The following is a 16028-nucleotide window of genomic DNA, read 5'->3' as shown; positions in this document are numbered from 1 at the left end:
GCGCCCGCTCAGCGCTTGACCAGCTCCACGCGGCGATTGCGTGCCTTGCCTTCCTCGCTGCCATTGTCGGCCACCGGCTTGTCCGCACCGAAGCCGGCCGCCTGCAGGCGATCGGCGGCGATGCCCCTGGCGGTCAGCGCGGCCACCACCGACCGTGCGCGATCCTCTGACAGGCTGCGGTTATGCGCCACGGCGCCGCTGTTGTCGGTGTGGCCTTCAATCGACAGCTTCAACGCAGGATCTCCCTGCAGAAGCTGCAGCACCTGCGCCAGCTGCGGTTCGGAGGCCGGCAGGATCTGCGCCTTGTCGGTGGCGAAGTTGACCTGGATCGCCACCCGGCCGTCGCTGTCCAGCTTCTTCTTCAACGCATCGGCCGGCAGCAGCGCCGCGGTCTGGGTGAAGCCCTTGCGTTCGGCCACCACCCAGCCAGCACTGAGGTATTCCAGCCGCGCGTGCACCCACACCTGGCGGCCATCGGCCAGATCGACGCGGTAGACCACGCTGTCGTAGTTGTTCCAGTTGTAGCTGGCTGCATTGCTGTAGGCCGACTGCACCGGCTTTGGCACCCCCTCGGCCGCCTCGCGCGGGATGCGCCCCTCGAACACCTTGGTGCCGTTGACCTGGGCCATCATCGCTTCCAGGTTGCGGCGCACTTCGTGCATCGAGTACTCGCGCTCGCCCTTGTCGAAATCGACGGCGAAGGTACGACCCTCGACCTGCTCGAAGTGATCGCCGGTCCAGAACGGGAACGCATCGAAATCACGTTGCTGGGCCTTGTTGCGGTCGCCATAGCCGGCCGGCAGGGACAGGTGCGGGAAACTGTGCGACCACTGCGCAGTGGCCTTGAACGGCACTTCATCCACCACCACCAGGCCTGCGCTGTTGCTGTCCACCGCCAGCTGCAGCCAGACGGTTCGGTTGGCCTGGCGCAGCACGTAGACCGTGGTGGGCGCGTCCTGTTCGCCGTTCACCGCATCGATGAAGCCGCCACCGATCTCGCCTTCCAGCTGCGGGCCATAGTAGATATCGCGCAGCAGCGCGCCTTCAAACACCTTGCGCCCACCGGCGGCCGTGATCACACCGTCGAAATTGCGCTGCACTTCCAGTGCGGAGAACGCCTTGCCGGGTGCCGCTTCACTGTCGGCCACGATGCGTGCCGACCAGCTCGGGCCTTCCACCCAATGCACGCCCTCGCTCATGCGGAACGGAAAGCGTGCCCACGCGCGCGGGTGCGGTGCGTTCTGCGGCGCATAGCCCTGCGGCAGGCTGAAGAACGGCAGTTCGCCCAGCGCGGCCGTGCTCAGCGGCACGCTGCCGGTGTCGAACGGCACCAGCGGCACCGGCTTGCCATCGCGGTCGGTAAGTGCGGCGCCATCGGCCGCAGTGGAGGAAGCCGGCGGCGCTGCCTCGGGTGCGGCGTTCTCACCGGCGGTGGGCGGCGGCTGTGCGCCCGCCTGTTCGCCTGAAGGCGCCCGGTTGCACCCTGCCAGCAGCACCAGTGCTGCGCCCCCCAGCCAGATCTTCGACCGCTTCCGCATCGCCAGCACCTCAGCTCCATTGAAGCGCCGAGCATACCCGAAGGCCGTGACCGGCCCCACAGTGCCATCGTAGTTGCGTGGCCACGTCATGCCGATGTCATTGGCGCTGCCGACACTCCGGGGCTTCCCTCCCTTGCAGGTCCGGTTTCGATGCGAACGATTGCGCGCTTTCCCCGTATTTCGCTGCTTGCCCTGCTGATCGCCCCCGCACTGGACGCCCTGGCCGAAGCACCGCAGGGCGACACGGCCGAAGCGCGCGGCAGCGACGCCCGTACGCTGGACCAGGTCCAGGTGATCGGTCAGGCCACCAGCTACGCCAAGACCTCGGTACGCGCGGAGACGCTGAACCGGCAGACGGTGATGAGCAGTGTCAACGACGCGCTCAATGAAGTGCCAGGCGTGGTGGTCAGCGAGGCCGACGCCACCGGCTCGTCGGTGTGGGGTACGCAGATCAGCATGCGTGGCTTCGTCACCAATCGCGACACCCAGCAGATCGGCACCACCATCGACGGCCTGCCCAATGGCGGCTCGGGCTACGGCGGCGGTTCGCTGGCCAACCGCTACATCGACACCCTCGACCTGGAAACGGTGGAAGTCAGCCAGGGCACCGCCGACATCTCCTCGCGTTCCAACGAGGCGCTGGGCGGTACGTTGAATTTTCTCACCAGCGACCCGCTGCAGGACAGCCGCCTGCGCTTCGTGATCGGCGCCGGTGACAACGACGCACGCAAGTACTACGTGCGCTATGACACCGGCCTGCTCGGCGGCCACACCCGCGCCTGGGTCAGCGCGTCCTCGTCCAAGGTGCACGACTGGATCGATGGCACCAGCCACGCCAGCAACGACCATATCGCCGGCAAGTTCATCACCGAACTGGACCGCTGGACGCTGACCGGCTACCTGTCCTACAACGATGCCGACGAGCCTGAGTACACCAGTGTCTCGCCCGCCGGTTTCGCCACCAACCCGGACCGTGACAATCTGGTGGGCACGCTCACCGGCATTCCTTACCTGGACCAGAACTACCGCTCCGGCTCGCGTGCGCTGCGCGAGAACACCTTCGGCTACCTGCGCGCCGCCTTCGACGGCGGCAACGGCTTCAAGGCCTCGGTGGCGGCCTACGGGCACCGCATGAAAGGGCGCGGCGACTGGCTGCCGCCGTACCTGGCGCAGGTCAGCGATGACGGCGCCGGTCGCCCGGAGTCGGAATACATCGGCGGCAAGACGATCTACGGCGGCAGCAATCGCGGCCAGATCTACTTCGTCAATCCCGATGGCAGCGCCGCGCAGCGCCTGGCCAGCTGCACCCCGCGGCTGGGCTTCAGCGCCGAGTACGACCCGAACTGCTACGCCGGCAACGTACTGGGCGCGCAGTCCTACCGCCACACCCACTACGACAACGACCGCATGGGCGTGACCGCCGACGTTGAATGGCGGCAGAGCTTCGGCGCGGTCGACAACACGATCCGCGGCGGCCTGTGGGTGGAGAAGCTGGACCGTTCGGCGCGCCGCGACTGGCACCGCCTGCTCAATGTCGGCCAGAGCATCGCCTTCGATCACCAGCCCTACTGGGTGCAGTTCGAGGACAAGTACAAGGTTGACGAGCAGATGTACTACGTCGAGGACGTCGCGCGCTTCGGCCCGTTCAGTGCGCGCCTGGGCGTGAAGCAGTTCTTCGTCGACCAGTCACGCCGTCGCGTGATCGGTGCCAGCGAGCACGTGAAATCCGATTCCAAGTCCGACCCGCTGCTGTCCACCGGCTTCACCTGGGCACCGGGCGTGGAAGGCATGGAGCTGTTCGCCGGCTTCTCGCAGAACTTCGCCGCCATCCCTTCCGGGGTGCTGGGCGAGACCGACCCGCAGCGCTTCCGCAATGTCGAGCCGGAAACCGCCGACAACATCGAAGTGGGCATGCGCATCAGCCGCTGGCCGCTGACCGCCTCGGTCACGCTGTACAACATCAAGTTCGACAACCGCATCGTCTACCTGCCGGCCGGCTTCGTCAGCGGCATCGACTACCTGGGCGAGACCGACGGCGTCTACGAGAACTTCGGCGGCGTGGAAAGCAACGGTCTGGAAGCCGCCTTCGGCTACGGCTGGGACAACGGCTGGCGGATCAATGCGGCCTACACCTACAACCGCTCCAAGTACCTCGGCAGCGGCAATGCCGCACGCGATACCCAGCTGGGCATCGTCGACGGCGCCAAGGTGATCGGCCAGCCGGAGAACACCCTGGTGCTGTCGGCTGACTGGCAGGGTGCGAACTGGAACTTCGGCCTGTCCGGTCGCTACCTGGGCACCCGCTACCTGGACGCCGCCAACGCCAACAAACTGCCGTCGGCCACCGTGTTCAATGCCAACATCGGCTTCGACCTGCAGGGCCTGTCCCCGCGCCTGAAGGGCATGGGCGCCAACCTGGTGGTGAGCAATCTGACCGACAAGCGGTATCTTGCAGGGGTGGACGGCCGCGACAACGCCTTCATCGGCGCCCCGCGCACCGTCGGCATCTCCTTCCGTGTGGACCTGTGAGTGAGCCCGTGACCGATATCGGCCGACGCCGGTTGTTGCAGGCCGGCGTTGCCGCCGGCCTTTCCCCGCTGCTGCCCAGCATCGCCCGGGCCGCAGCGATTGCCCCTGCCGCGCAGACCCGCAGCCTCGAAGACCTGCAACACATCGTGGTCTTGATGCAGGAAAACCGCTCGTTCGACCACTACTTCGGCACCCTGCCCGGCGTGCGTGGCTTCGGCGATCGCTTCGTCGCGCCGGCCGCTGCACTACAGGCCGGTGGCCGCACCCGCAGCGTGTGGCTGCAACCCGACGCCAGCGGCAAGCGCGCGATCGCGCCGTTCCCGCTGGATACCGCCGCGCACTTCGGCTACATGCGCGTGGAAGGCACCCCACACACCTGGCCCGATGCCCAGCGCGCATGGGACCACGGCCGCATGGGGCAATGGCCGAAGGCCAAGCAGAATCACTCGATGGGCTACTTCCAGCGCAGCGACCTGCCGTTCCAGTTCGCGCTGGCCGATGCCTTCACGATCTGCGACGCCTACCACTGCGCGATGCAGGCCGGCACCAACCCGAACCGGGTGTTCCTGTGGACCGGGCACAACGATGCCGCCGCGCGCGCCGGTGGCCCGGTGATCGCCAACTCGCACGACAACTTCCCCGAATACGGCGGGCATCCGGCGTCGTACCGCTGGACCAGCTATGTCGAACGCCTGCAGCAGGCGGGCGTGTCCTGGCAGATCTACCAGGACATGGCCGACAACTTCACCGACAACCCTCTGGCCGGCTTCGAGGCGTTCCGTCGCGCCTACAGCGCTGCACCCGGGCACGACCCACAGCTGCGCGCGCGCGGCGTCAGCACGCGTGGGCTGGCGCAGCTGCGCCAGGATGTACTGGACGGGCGCCTGCCGCAGGTCAGTTTCATCATCGCCGACGCCGCTGGCAGCGAACATCCCGGCCCGTCCAGTCCCGCCCAGGGCGCGGCCTATACCGCGCGCGTGCTGGACGCGCTGACTGCCGACCCGGAGGTCTGGAGTCGTACGGCACTGCTGCTGATGTTCGACGAGAACGACGGCTTCTTCGACCACATGCCGCCACCGGCACCGCCTTCGCCCGTGGACGGCGGCTGGGCCGGTGCCTCATCGGTCAGTACCGACGGCGAGTATCACCGTCATCCGGCACCGGGCGATGAAAAATACGATGCCGCCGAACTGCGCGGCCGCCCGTATGGGCTCGGCCCGCGCGTGCCGCTGTACGTGATTTCGCCGTGGAGCCGCGGCGGCTGGGTCGATTCACAGGTGTACGACCACACCTCGGTCATACGCCTGATCGAACGCCGCTTTGGCGTGGCCGCGCCGGACATCTCGCCGTGGCGCCGTGCGGTCTGCGGAGACCTGACGGGCGCCTTCGACTTCGCCCAGCGCGATACCCGCCCGTTCGTGCGCGGCCTGCCCGACGTCAGCGCGGTGGCCGCACGTGCCGCTGCGCTGCCGGGACGCACCGTGCCGGCGTTGCCGGGGGGGCTGAACCCGGCGAAGCAGGAAAGCGGCATACGCCCGGCGCGGGCCCTGCCCTATCGGCCGCAGGCGTCGATTGCCCGCCTGGATGCAACGGGCGTGGATCTGGTGCTGTCCTGTGGCGGTGCGGCGGCGGTAGTGCATGTCTACGACCGCCTGCGGCTCGGGGCCATTCCGCGCCGCTACACGCTGGTACCGGGGATGCCGCTGCAGGAGCGCTGGCCATTGGATGCCCAGGGGCGCTACGACCTGTGGCTGCTCGGCCCGAATGGCTTCCACCGCCACTTCCAGGGCGCGGCAAAGACGCCGGCCCTGCAGACGACGGTCGAGCGCGCGGACGGCCAACTGCGGTTGCAGCTGCGCAATCTCGGCGACAGCGCGCTGCAACTGCGTGTGCAGGCCGGCGCCTATGCCGGGCACATGCCCGAGCAGGCGCTGGCGCTGCCGGCGCGTGCGGAAACCTCATTGGCATGGGACGCGACGCCTACCGCTGGCTGGTATGACCTGCAGGTCAGCGCGGGCGAGAGCACCCTGCGCCTGGCCGGGCGCGCCGAGGATGGACGCCCCGGCACCAGCGACCCGGCGATGGGCAGCGAACCGCTGCGCTTCGAGCACGATTGAGCCACTCCGCCGTTGTAGAGTCGAGCCATGCTCGACTGCCTTTCGATCATCTACCGGGAAAAGCAGTCGAGCATGGCTCGACTCTACAATGGACTGGCCTGATCAGGCCTCCTGCAACCCCGGCCGACCGTGCTCCACCGCGTAGCGCTTCCAGCTCTGCACGGTGCCATTGGGCTGCATCACCGAATCCAGCGTCTTCATGTCACCGATCCATGCATGGCGGGTGACATCGCACAGCACATAGCCACGCTTGTCGGTGGTCGCCTTCAGGTGCGGGCTGTGCCGCAGCTGGTTTTCGGCGTAGGCGTCCACGCCCTGGCCATCGGCACCGGAGGTGATCGAGGTGGCGAGGAATTCGCTGGAGACCACGCCCGAATCGCGATGATCCTGCACCAGGTCGCTGGCGTAGTGGCGATGCGCGTCGCCACAGGCAGTGACCACGTTGCCGAAGCCGACCTTCTGGATCTGGTCGAGCAGGCGCCGGCGGCTGTCCAGATAGCCCGACCACTGGTCGTCGGACGACTGCACCACCCCGTCCTTCTCGCGCATGTAATTGCCCAGTGCCACCTGGTGGGCGATGGTGTGCCAGCGCGGTGCGGCATCGGCCAGGCCATCGAACAGCCAGCGCTCCTGCTTCGCCCCCACGATGCTGCGCTTCGGCGATTCGACCTCCTCGCGCAGTGCCATGTTCACCTGCTTGCTGCGGTACTGGCGGGTGTCGAGCAGGTGCAGGTCCATCAGCGTGCCGTAGCGCGCGCGCCGGTACAGCTGCATGTGGCCCTCGCGCGGAAATGCCGAACGCCGCAGCGGCATGTTCTCGTAGTAGGCCTGGAACGCCTGTGCGCGACGCAGCAGGAAGACTTCGCTGGGCGTATCGTCCTGGTCTTCGGCACCGGCCCAGTTGTTGTCCACTTCGTGGTCATCGAAGGTGACGAACCAGGGCGCCGACGCATGTGCGGCCTGCAGGTCGGCATCGCTCTTGTACTGGGCGTAGCGGCGGCGGTAGCCGTCCAGCGTATAGGTCTGCGGCCCGACATGATTTCGCAGGTTGGTGAATGGCTGGCCGTTCATCCTGCGCCGGCCCGGCTGGCTTTCACCCTCGTAGATGTAGTCACCGTAGTGGAAGACGAAATCCAGCGGCTCCTCGGCGATCCGCCGCCATGCGGTGTAGTGGCCTTCCTCGTAGTGCTGGCAACCCGCCACCGCAAAGCGCACCCGATCCACCGCGGCCGTGGCTGCGGGCAAGGTGCGGGTGCAGCCCACCGCGCTGGCGTGGCCACCCACCGTGAAGCGGTACCAGTAGGGGCGACCGGGTGCCAGCCCTTCCAGCTCCACGTGCACGGCGTGGCCCAGCTCGGGATGGGCCATCGCCGAGCCCTGGCGCACGACCTTGCGCATGCCATCGTCCGCAGCCAGCTGCCACTCGACCACCATCGGCCGCGTCGGCATGCCGCCGCCGAACACCAGCGGTTCGGTCGCCAGCCGCGTCCACAGCACCATGCCGTCGGCCGAGGGATCACCCGAGGCCACGCCCAGGGTGAACGGCGTGCTGGCAAAGTGCGGCGAGGCCAGCAGGTTGCGCGGGTTCAGCGCGGTGGCATCGGTCTGCGCGGCCAGTGCATGTGCCGTGCCCATCCACGCACCGGCTGCGGACAGGCCGGCCAGTGCCAGGAATCGCCTGCGATTGATCGTCTCCACGGCTGCGCCCTCAGTTGTAGATGATGTGGAAGTAGAAGAAGCGGCCGTATTCGTCGATCTCGGTACGGAAGCGCCCGTTCGGACCGGTGCTGTAGGTGGGCTGGGTATTGAACAGGTTCTTGGCTTCGTACTTCAGTGTCACGTGCCTGCTGACCTTGTGGCTGAAGGCCATGTTGAAGGTCATGTAGGGGTCGTAGTATGAATCCAGCCATTCGGTATCACCGAAATCAACCAGCATCCGGCTGCGATAGGTACCAGACAGGCGCAGCTGCGCACTCTTCCATGGCATGCGCCAGATCACCGAACCGTTGAGCGACCAGTCCGGCTGGTACAGCAGACGGTCGAGGCGGCGCTCGGTGCCATCGCTGATGCGGTAGTTGGTCTGGCCCTCCAGCCGGGTCGCGTTGAAGTACATGTCGAAACGGTGGCGGCCCCGCTGCAGGTTGCGGTTGGCCACCGCGAATTCGATGCCACGCAGCTTCGACTCATCCGTGTTCATCGGCTGGGTCACCCGGTAGCGGGTATCACCCACGTTCTCGAAGGTGGTCAGGGTGTAGATGTCATCCTTGATCACCTTGTCGAACAGCGCCACCGAGACAAGGCCGTTGTTGCCGTTGAAGTACAGGTCCCACGCCAGGTCGATGTTGGTGGAACGGCGCGGCTGCAGGTTGGCGTTGCCCTGCTTGATGGTGCAGAAGCCCCTGCCTTCCTCGTCATCGCCACAGCTGGTGCTCGTGGCCTGGGCGATGTTGCTCGGCGTCGGCCGGCCCAGGGTACGGCTGGCGGAGAAGCGCAGGCGCTGGTCATCACTCAGCTTGAATGTGGCGTTCAATGACGGCAGCAGGTTGTTGTAGCCGCCGCCGCTCTTGCGGAAGGCCGAGGTATAGGTGGTGCCGCCATCGTTGCTGAACGGACTGAACGCATCGAAGCTGGTGTGGTCATAGCGCAGGCCGCCGATCAGCAGCAGGCGGTCCCAGGCGTAATGGGCAGACACATACGCGTTGCCGATGTCTTCCACGTACTTGTAGTCGCTGGTGAAGTTGGCATTGGGATACGCCGCGTTGTTGCTGCCCAGCTTCGGAAACAGTTCGTCGTTCCACTTGCGGTTGTCGATCAGCGGGAAGCCCGGCACGCTGCCCAGCAGGGTCGAACCCGGGTACAGGTAGTCGTTCAACGTCGCGCTGCTCTTGTAGTAGTCGAAATCTATGTCCTGCCAGATCTTCAGGTGACGGTATTCGGCACCCGCAGCCAGGCCGAAACCGCGCGCGTCGGCATCGATGTTGTAGCTGAAGTCGGCGCGCAGGTTGTCAATGGTCTCCTTGGCATCGCGCGGCGAAACATAGGCCTGTGCCGGATTGAGCTTGAACGCCGAACTGGTCAGCAGGCTGGAGTCGGAGACGCCCACCGCGTTGGGAAAACCATGGCTGTCGTTCTCGTAGTCGACGAACAGGTTGCTCGGATAGGCGCGCACGCCCCAGTAGACCTGGCTGTTGTGGAAGGTCTCCTGGGTGTGGCCGCCGCGCAGGGTCAGCCGCGAGCGATCACCGATATCCCAGTTGAAGCTGGCGATGGCGCCACGGTTGTTGCGGTCCCAGCGGTCGTGGCGATTCTTGATGTAGATGCTGTTGATCTGGGTGGTGCCGCTGTCTTCGGTCTGGTTGCGGATCGGAAACTTGGCATTGCCATACAGATCGGTCTTGTTCATCGTCGAGTTCTCGTAGAACCGGTACGAGTACAGCAGCAAGGACGCATAGAACGGATCATCCGATGGTTTCCATTCCAGTTTGGCCGAGCCACCGAAATTGGTGATGAAGTTGGTGTAGGTACCGGTACTGAAGTTGCCGGGTGCACGCAGCCCGTTCCAGCCCTTGGCCTCGTCCGGCCCGGTGGTGCCGTCGGTAAGGTACTTGCCGGCATCGTTGTAGTAGTAGTTCGACTCCACCCAGCGCTTGACGCTGTTGCGCGAACGCTGCTCGTAGCGGGCCACGGCAACGATGCCGAATTGCTGGTCGGCACCGAACTGGTTGGAGAACACCATCTTGGCGCTCTTGCCGAAGTGGCCCAGCGTCTCGTGGTTGCCGCCGGCGCTGCGCTCGACATGGGTCTCGGCCGTGGAATGGATACCGGCGACGTCGGCGAACACGTACTTGCCGGATCGATCGAACGCGCTGCGGCTGATGATGTCGATCACGCCGCCAATCGCGTCCGGCGCCTGTTCGGCGCTGAAGCTCTTGTAGATGTCGGTGCGGGTGCCGATGTCGCTGGGAATCAGCTGCAGGTTGTTCATGCGCTCGCCGGAGCCACTGCCCCCCACGCTGGCAATCGCGATGCCATCGATGGTGGTGTAGTTGAGGTTGGCCTGCACGCCACGCACGGTCACGTAGCGTGGTTCACCGGCATCCTCGACCGCGCTCAGGCCCGGCGCAGCCATCAGGCTTTCGGCCAGGGTTTCGTCACCGTAGCTGTCCATCTCGTCGTAGACCACCGAATCCTTGATCACCGGCGAGGCCTTCTTCTGGTCGATCACCTCGTGCGCGGCGATCACCTTCACCGTATCCAGCGTTGGCGCCACCACGGCCTCGGCCTCGCGCGGCTTCGGTGCGTCCGGCTTCGGTGCGGTGCGCGCGGGTGCAGGATCGATGGCGATGACGTTGCCATCGACCACGGTATAGCCCAGGCCGGTGCCGGCCAGCAGAGCGTCCAGCGCCTGCCTGACGGTGGCCCCTCGTGGCACCGCGCCCGCCATGTGTGCATCACCGCCCGCCGAGTACAGGAACTGAACGCCGGAGCTGCGCGACAACTGTTCCAGCGCACGCGACAGCGGCTGCGCTGCGATCGGGGCCGATACAGGCGCTTCGAGGCCATCGGCGCCGGCCGCGAGGGCCACCGGCATGCTGCAGGGAGACAGGGCGAGGACGATCGACAGGTAGAGCGTGTTCCGCATCACGGGTCCTTGGAAGAGAGAGACAACAGGTGCCGCAGCGTGATCCGACAGCGGCTTCTCCCAAGTAAGAGCCCGCGTCCGCCGAAGTGGAGAACGCGGATTCGATGAATTTTTTCTGACAGCCCGCGGCCACGCCGGCTTCAACGACTTCCGACCCGCACCGTATCGCCTTCGCGACGGACGACAAAGCGCGGATCGCGTTCGAGGAACGCCTGCAACGCACCGATGCGATGCGCATCCAGGCTGCCGGACAACCGCGCCGACGCGGCGCCTTCGTCCAGCACCCGCACCTGCACCTGGTTGTGGCGATTGAAGGCCGCAGCCACCTCGTCCAACCGCTCGTCCAGGAACGATACCTTGCGCTGCTGCCAGTCCAGCAGCATCGACAGTGGCATGTCCAACGATTCAACGGCATGGCTGCGCGTGTCGACCTGCACCACGCGCCCTCCGTCCACCTGTGCAAGGCGGCGGGCGCCTGCTCCCTGGCTCCAGACCTCGACCTCGCCGGAAACCACGCCGATGCGCGTGCCCTGCAGCCGCCGCGACACATCGAACACCGTGCCGATGTCTCGGATCTCCAGGCCGTTCACCTGCACCTTGAACGGTCGCCGGTCGTGGGCGATATCGAATGTGGCCTCGCCCTGCAGGAGTTCCACCTTGCGGCTGAACCAGCCCATCCGCACGCGCAGGCGGCTGTCGGCGTTGAGCTGCACCTGGGTCTGATCGGCCAGCACCAGGTCGAGCAGTTCACCGTGGTCGGCGCTGTACATCTGTTCGGTGGGCATCAGCAACGGAAGCAGGCCAATGCCCAGCAGGGCAGCACAGGCTGCGGCGGCCAGGCCCAGCCAGCGCGCGCGGTGGCGCCTGGGCACACTGCGCAGCGGCTCCGGCACGCTGCCGAACAGCGGCACCACCTTCGCCGAGGCGGCCTTCAGTGGCGGCGCCAGCACCTCCTCGGGCAGCGGCGATTGCAGTGCCTCGTCGACCTGACGGTACAGCGCGAGCGTCCGCATGTAGGCGCGCACGTGCTCGGGCGAACGCTTCATCCATTCCAGGAAGGCAGCGCGCTCGGCCTCGCTCAACGTGCCCTCGCGATTGCACAGGAACCAGTCCATGGCCTCGCGGGAAATGCCATCGTCGACTACGTCGGATGGATGCCGGTTCATGTGCGCTCCCTGACGCCAAGCGCCTTCCTGCAGGCCTCCAGGCCCTTGCCGATATGCTTGCGCACCATGTGCACCGACACCTGCAGCTGCTGGCTGATTCCCGGGCAGTCCAGCCCGTCGCGATAGTGCAGCTCCATCACCCGCCGCGTGGTCGTCGGCAACTGTGCGATGGCACTGCGGATATCGTTCCAGCGCTGCGCGCGCTCGAACTCACCTTCAATGTCTTCTTCACTCTTCAGCACTTCAGCCAGCAGATCGACGTCTTCCAGGGGCGGCAACGTGGAACGCGAGCGTGCGTGCTCGCGCGCCAGATTGGCCGCAACAGTGAACAGGTAGGCTTCCGGGTTCTCGATCGCCGCCGCATCCTCGCCAGTCGTGCGCAGCAGCCGCAGGTACACCTCCTGGGCGAGATCCTCGGCATCCTCGCTGGCCGAGCCGCGACGCAGGAAGAAGCCACGCAGCAGCCTGCGCCGCAGTTCGTAGCTCTTTTCCCAGATCCTCACGCTGTTCACGGCCGACCAACCACCCCGAGGCTGGAAAACCCAGCAGGGTGACGGCCCTCGGTGACAGCGGTGTTGCAGCAGCATGCCAACGCCTGCTTGCCAGAGACCCAAGCCGGGCCCGCCTATCGATGCCAGCAGGCCCGGCCTACGCTTGTCGTCCCGGTGACCGCGACGGTCGCCCTTCGCGTCCCGGCCCCGCCGTGGCAACCCCGCTCCAGTGCTGTGCGCCCTGCCGGTGTTGTCGCCCCGGCAGGCGGCCGGCCGGCGCCCTCTGGAGACCGCCATGAACCAAGCCCTCATCCCCTTCGATACCGACCCGCTGGAAACGCGGGAGTGGCGTGAATCGCTGGAGGCGGTGATGCAGGCCGGTGGCCGGCCACGCGCGCATTACCTGATCGACCAGCTCAGCGAGCTCGATGCCCAGCAGCACGGCGACCTGCACACCCGCGCCTGGACCGCCTACGTCAACACCATTCCGCCCGAGCGCCAACCTGCCTATCCGGGCGACCTGGCCATCGAGCGCCGCTTGAATGCGATGATCCGCTGGAACGCGATGGTGATGGTGCTGCGCGCCGGAAGGCATTCCAACGTCGGTGGCCACATCGCCACCTACCAGTCGGCCGCCGTGCTGTACGACGTGGGCTTCGACCACTTCTTCCGTGGCCGTACCGACACCTTCGACGGCGACATGATCTACATCCAGGGCCATTCCGCGCCGGGCATCTATGGCCGTGCCTATGTGGAAGGCCGCATCGAATCGCAGCGGATGGACAACTTCCGCCGCGAAGCCGGGCGCGAAGGACTGTCCTCCTACCCGCACCCGCGCCTGATGCCGGAGTTCTGGCAGTTCCCCACCGTGTCGATGGGGCTGGGCCCGCTCACCGCCGCCTACCAGGCGCGCTACATGCGCTACCTCGAGTACCGTGGCCTGAAGGAACACCAGGGTCGCAAGGTATGGGCCTTCCTCGGTGACGGCGAGATGGACCAGCCCGAATCACTGGCTGCGATCTCGCTGGCCGGCCGCGAGCGGATGGACAACCTCGTGTTCGTGGTCAACTGCAACCTGCAGCGCCTGGACGGACCGGTGCGCGGCAACGCCAAGGTCATCCAGGAGCTGGAAGGTACCTTCCGCGCCGCCGGCTGGAACGTGATCAAGCTGATCTGGGGCAGTGGCTGGGACGATCTGCTGGCCCGCGACCACAGCGGCCTGCTGCGCCAGCGCATGATGGAATGCGTGGACGGCGACTACCAGACCTTCAGGTCGCAGAACGGCGCGTATGTGCGCGAGCACTTCTTCGGCCGCTATCCCGAACTGCTGGAGCTGGTCGCGCACATGAGCGACGACGACATCTGGGCGCTGGCGCGTGGTGGCCATGATCCGCAGAAGGTGTACGCCGCCTACCAGCAGGCAGTGAACACCAGCGGCCGGCCCACCGTGATCCTGGCCAAGACGGTCAAGGGCTTCGGCATGGGTGAAGCCGGCGAAGGCCAGAACATCAACCACCAGCTGAAGAAGATGAGCGCCGACGCGGTGCGTGCGTTCCGCGACCGCTTCAACCTGCCGGTCAGCGACGAACAACTGGAAGAGATGCCCTACCTGCGCCCGGAACCGGGCAGCGCCGAAGCGCTCTACTTCGCCGAGCGCCGCCGCATCCAGGGTGGGCAGCTGCCGGCGCGCCTGGCCCGGGTCGATCCGCTGCCGCTGCCACCGTTGTCGATCTTCAACAGCCAGCTGCAGGGCAGCGGCGATCGTGGCCAGTCCACCACGATGGGCTTCGTGCGCATCCTCACCAGCCTGCTGAAGGACCCGGAACTGGGCAGGCTGGTGATTCCGATCGTGCCCGATGAATCGCGCACCTTCGGCATGGAGGGGTTGTTCCGCCAGATCGGCATCCATTCGTACCTGGGCCAGCTGTATACCCCGCAGGACGCCGGCCAGTTGAGCTACTACAAGGAAGCCAGGGACGGGCAGATCCTGCAGGAAGGCATCAACGAATCCGGTGCGATCTGTTCGTGGATCGCCGCCGGTACCGCCTACAGCAACCATGGCCTGGCCACGATTCCGTTCTACATCTTCTATTCGATGTTCGGCCTGCAGCGCGTCGGCGACCTGGCATGGGCCGCCGCCGATGCGCGTACGCGCGGTTTCCTGCTCGGCGCCACCTCCGGCCGCACCACGCTGATGGGCGAGGGTCTGCAGCACGACGATGGCCACAGCCACGTGCTCTCGTCGGTGATTCCCAGTTGCGTGTCCTACGACCCGACCTTCAACTACGAACTGGCGGTGATCATCCACGACGGCCTGCGCCGCATGTATGTCGACCAGGAAGACATCTACTACTACATCACCGTACTCAACGAGAACTACCCGCATCCTGCCCTGCCCGAGGGCGTCGAGGCCGGCATCCTGAAGGGACTGTACCTGCTGCACCCCGCGCCCTCCGAACGAGGGACCTCGCAGCCACGCGTGCAGCTGATGGGCAGTGGCTCGATCCTGCGCGAAGTGGAGGCCGCGGCCGAGTTGCTGCAACAGGACTTCGGCATCGCCAGTGACGTCTGGAGCGCGACCAGCCTGACCGAACTGCGCCGCGACGGACTGGCTGCCGAACGCTGGAACCTGCTGCATCCGGCCGCGGAACCCCGTGTGCCGTACGTGCAGCAGTGCCTGCAGGACTATGAAGGGCCGCTGGTGGTGGCCACCGACTACATGAAGATCGTCGGCGACCAGATCCGTCCCTTCATCAATGACCGCCGTTTCACTGCATTGGGCACCGACGGCTTCGGCCGCTCGGACACGCGTGAATCACTGCGCACGTTCTTCGAAGTGGATCGCCACTTCATCGTGCTGGCGGCCCTGAAGGCGCTGGCCGATGAGGGCCGCATCGAGCGCTCGCGGGTGCAGGAAGCCATCGACCGATACGGCATCGATAGTGGCAAGCCCGATCCGGCCGCGGTGTAGGGCGGCAGGCGTCACGCCCGCGGGCCCTCCCCGCGGGCGCGGCGCACGCAGTGCCGCTACGGCAGCCGCTTGAACAGGTTGGTCTGCAGGATCGGCGTACCGTCATGGCCGTAGAACGCCTTGGTCTCGGTCATCGTCGCGCGGTCGTCGGCCACGGTATAGATGCGGGTCGAGGCGGGCGTGCCATGGTCCACCAGCTGCATCACCAGCGTGTTCGGCGCCGGCAGCTTCAGGTTGGCCTTGTCCGCACCATAGGTGCCGGACAAGGCGCCCGGCGTGCCGTCCAGGGCCAGCGTGCCATCGGATTTCATGGTCTTGCCGTCATGCAGGACGATATCCACGTGCGAACTCCAGCGACCGCTGCCGGCGTCCTTGAACTCCAGCACCACCTGCTTCGGGCGCTGCGCTTCGGGCAGCGCCGAGGTGGCGATATCCAGTGACCAACGCCCCAGCAGCGGTGAGGGTGAGGCCTCCATCGCCAGCGCCGACGCAACCGGCAGTGACAGCGCGGACAACAACACAGCGGACAACAGCTTCATACGATGCTCCGTTCGAGTGAAGAAGGCTCTGCGTA

Annotated in this window: 9 protein-coding genes; 3 read left to right on the top strand and 6 right to left on the bottom strand. The window is 66.3% G+C overall.

Translation table 11 applies throughout. The features are described from left to right. Positions 1-8: 8 nt before the first annotated feature. Positions 9-1538, bottom strand: coding sequence for an OmpA family protein (locus N440_RS05525; RefSeq protein ID WP_133934355.1), 1530 nt, complete (start codon positions 1536-1538; stop codon positions 9-11). 150 nt (positions 1539-1688) lie between these two features. Between N440_RS05525 and N440_RS05520 the strand changes: the two genes are divergently transcribed. Together N440_RS05520 and N440_RS05515 are read left to right on the top strand one after the other, a co-directional pair. After that, positions 1689-4067, top strand: coding sequence for a TonB-dependent receptor (locus N440_RS05520; protein ID WP_133934354.1), 2379 nt, complete (start codon positions 1689-1691; stop codon positions 4065-4067). An 8-nt stretch (positions 4068-4075) separates the two neighbouring features. Beyond that, positions 4076-6184 (top strand): phospholipase C, phosphocholine-specific, encoded by a 2109-nt coding sequence (locus N440_RS05515; RefSeq protein WP_133934353.1) that lies wholly within the window; start codon positions 4076-4078, stop codon positions 6182-6184. Positions 6185-6286: 102 nt separating this feature from the next. Here the strand turns inward: N440_RS05515 and N440_RS05510 are convergent, their stop codons facing one another. The 4 genes from N440_RS05510 to N440_RS05495 form a co-directional block, all read right to left on the bottom strand. After that, positions 6287-7882: an alkaline phosphatase D family protein gene (locus tag N440_RS05510; protein ID WP_133934352.1), complete on the bottom strand. Its 1596-nt coding sequence runs from the start codon at positions 7880-7882 to the stop codon at positions 6287-6289. 10 nt (positions 7883-7892) lie between these two features. After that, complete coding sequence (locus N440_RS05505; protein ID WP_133934351.1) at positions 7893-10826, bottom strand: TonB-dependent receptor; 2934 nt, start codon at positions 10824-10826, stop codon at positions 7893-7895. A gap of 140 nt (positions 10827-10966) precedes the next feature. After that, positions 10967-11992, bottom strand: coding sequence for a FecR domain-containing protein (locus N440_RS05500; protein ID WP_133934350.1), 1026 nt, complete (start codon positions 11990-11992; stop codon positions 10967-10969). Next, a complete protein-coding gene (locus N440_RS05495; protein ID WP_133934349.1) occupies positions 11989-12504 on the bottom strand; it encodes a sigma-70 family RNA polymerase sigma factor in 516 nt (171 codons plus the stop codon). The genes N440_RS05500 and N440_RS05495 overlap by 4 nt, the downstream gene beginning before the upstream one ends. A 274-nt stretch (positions 12505-12778) precedes the next feature. Here N440_RS05495 and aceE point away from each other — a divergent pair, with 274 nt between their 5' ends. Further along, positions 12779-15454, top strand: a complete 2676-nt coding sequence (gene aceE / locus N440_RS05490; protein ID WP_133934348.1) for a pyruvate dehydrogenase (acetyl-transferring), homodimeric type — start codon at positions 12779-12781, stop codon at positions 15452-15454. Between the two features lie 56 nt (positions 15455-15510). On the opposite strand, the gene N440_RS05485 is transcribed toward aceE, so the two are convergent. Continuing rightward, on the bottom strand, positions 15511-15993 hold the full coding sequence (locus N440_RS05485; protein ID WP_133934347.1) for a LuxR family transcriptional regulator: 483 nt from the start codon (positions 15991-15993) through the stop codon (positions 15511-15513). Between the last annotated feature and the right edge of the window lie 35 nt (positions 15994-16028).

The organism is Stenotrophomonas sp. CC22-02 (assembly GCF_004365115.1).
Classification (GTDB): domain Bacteria; phylum Pseudomonadota; class Gammaproteobacteria; order Xanthomonadales; family Xanthomonadaceae; genus Stenotrophomonas; species Stenotrophomonas forensis.
Note: the sequence above shows the minus strand (reverse complement) of the source record. Positions and strands in the feature narration are given on the sequence as shown.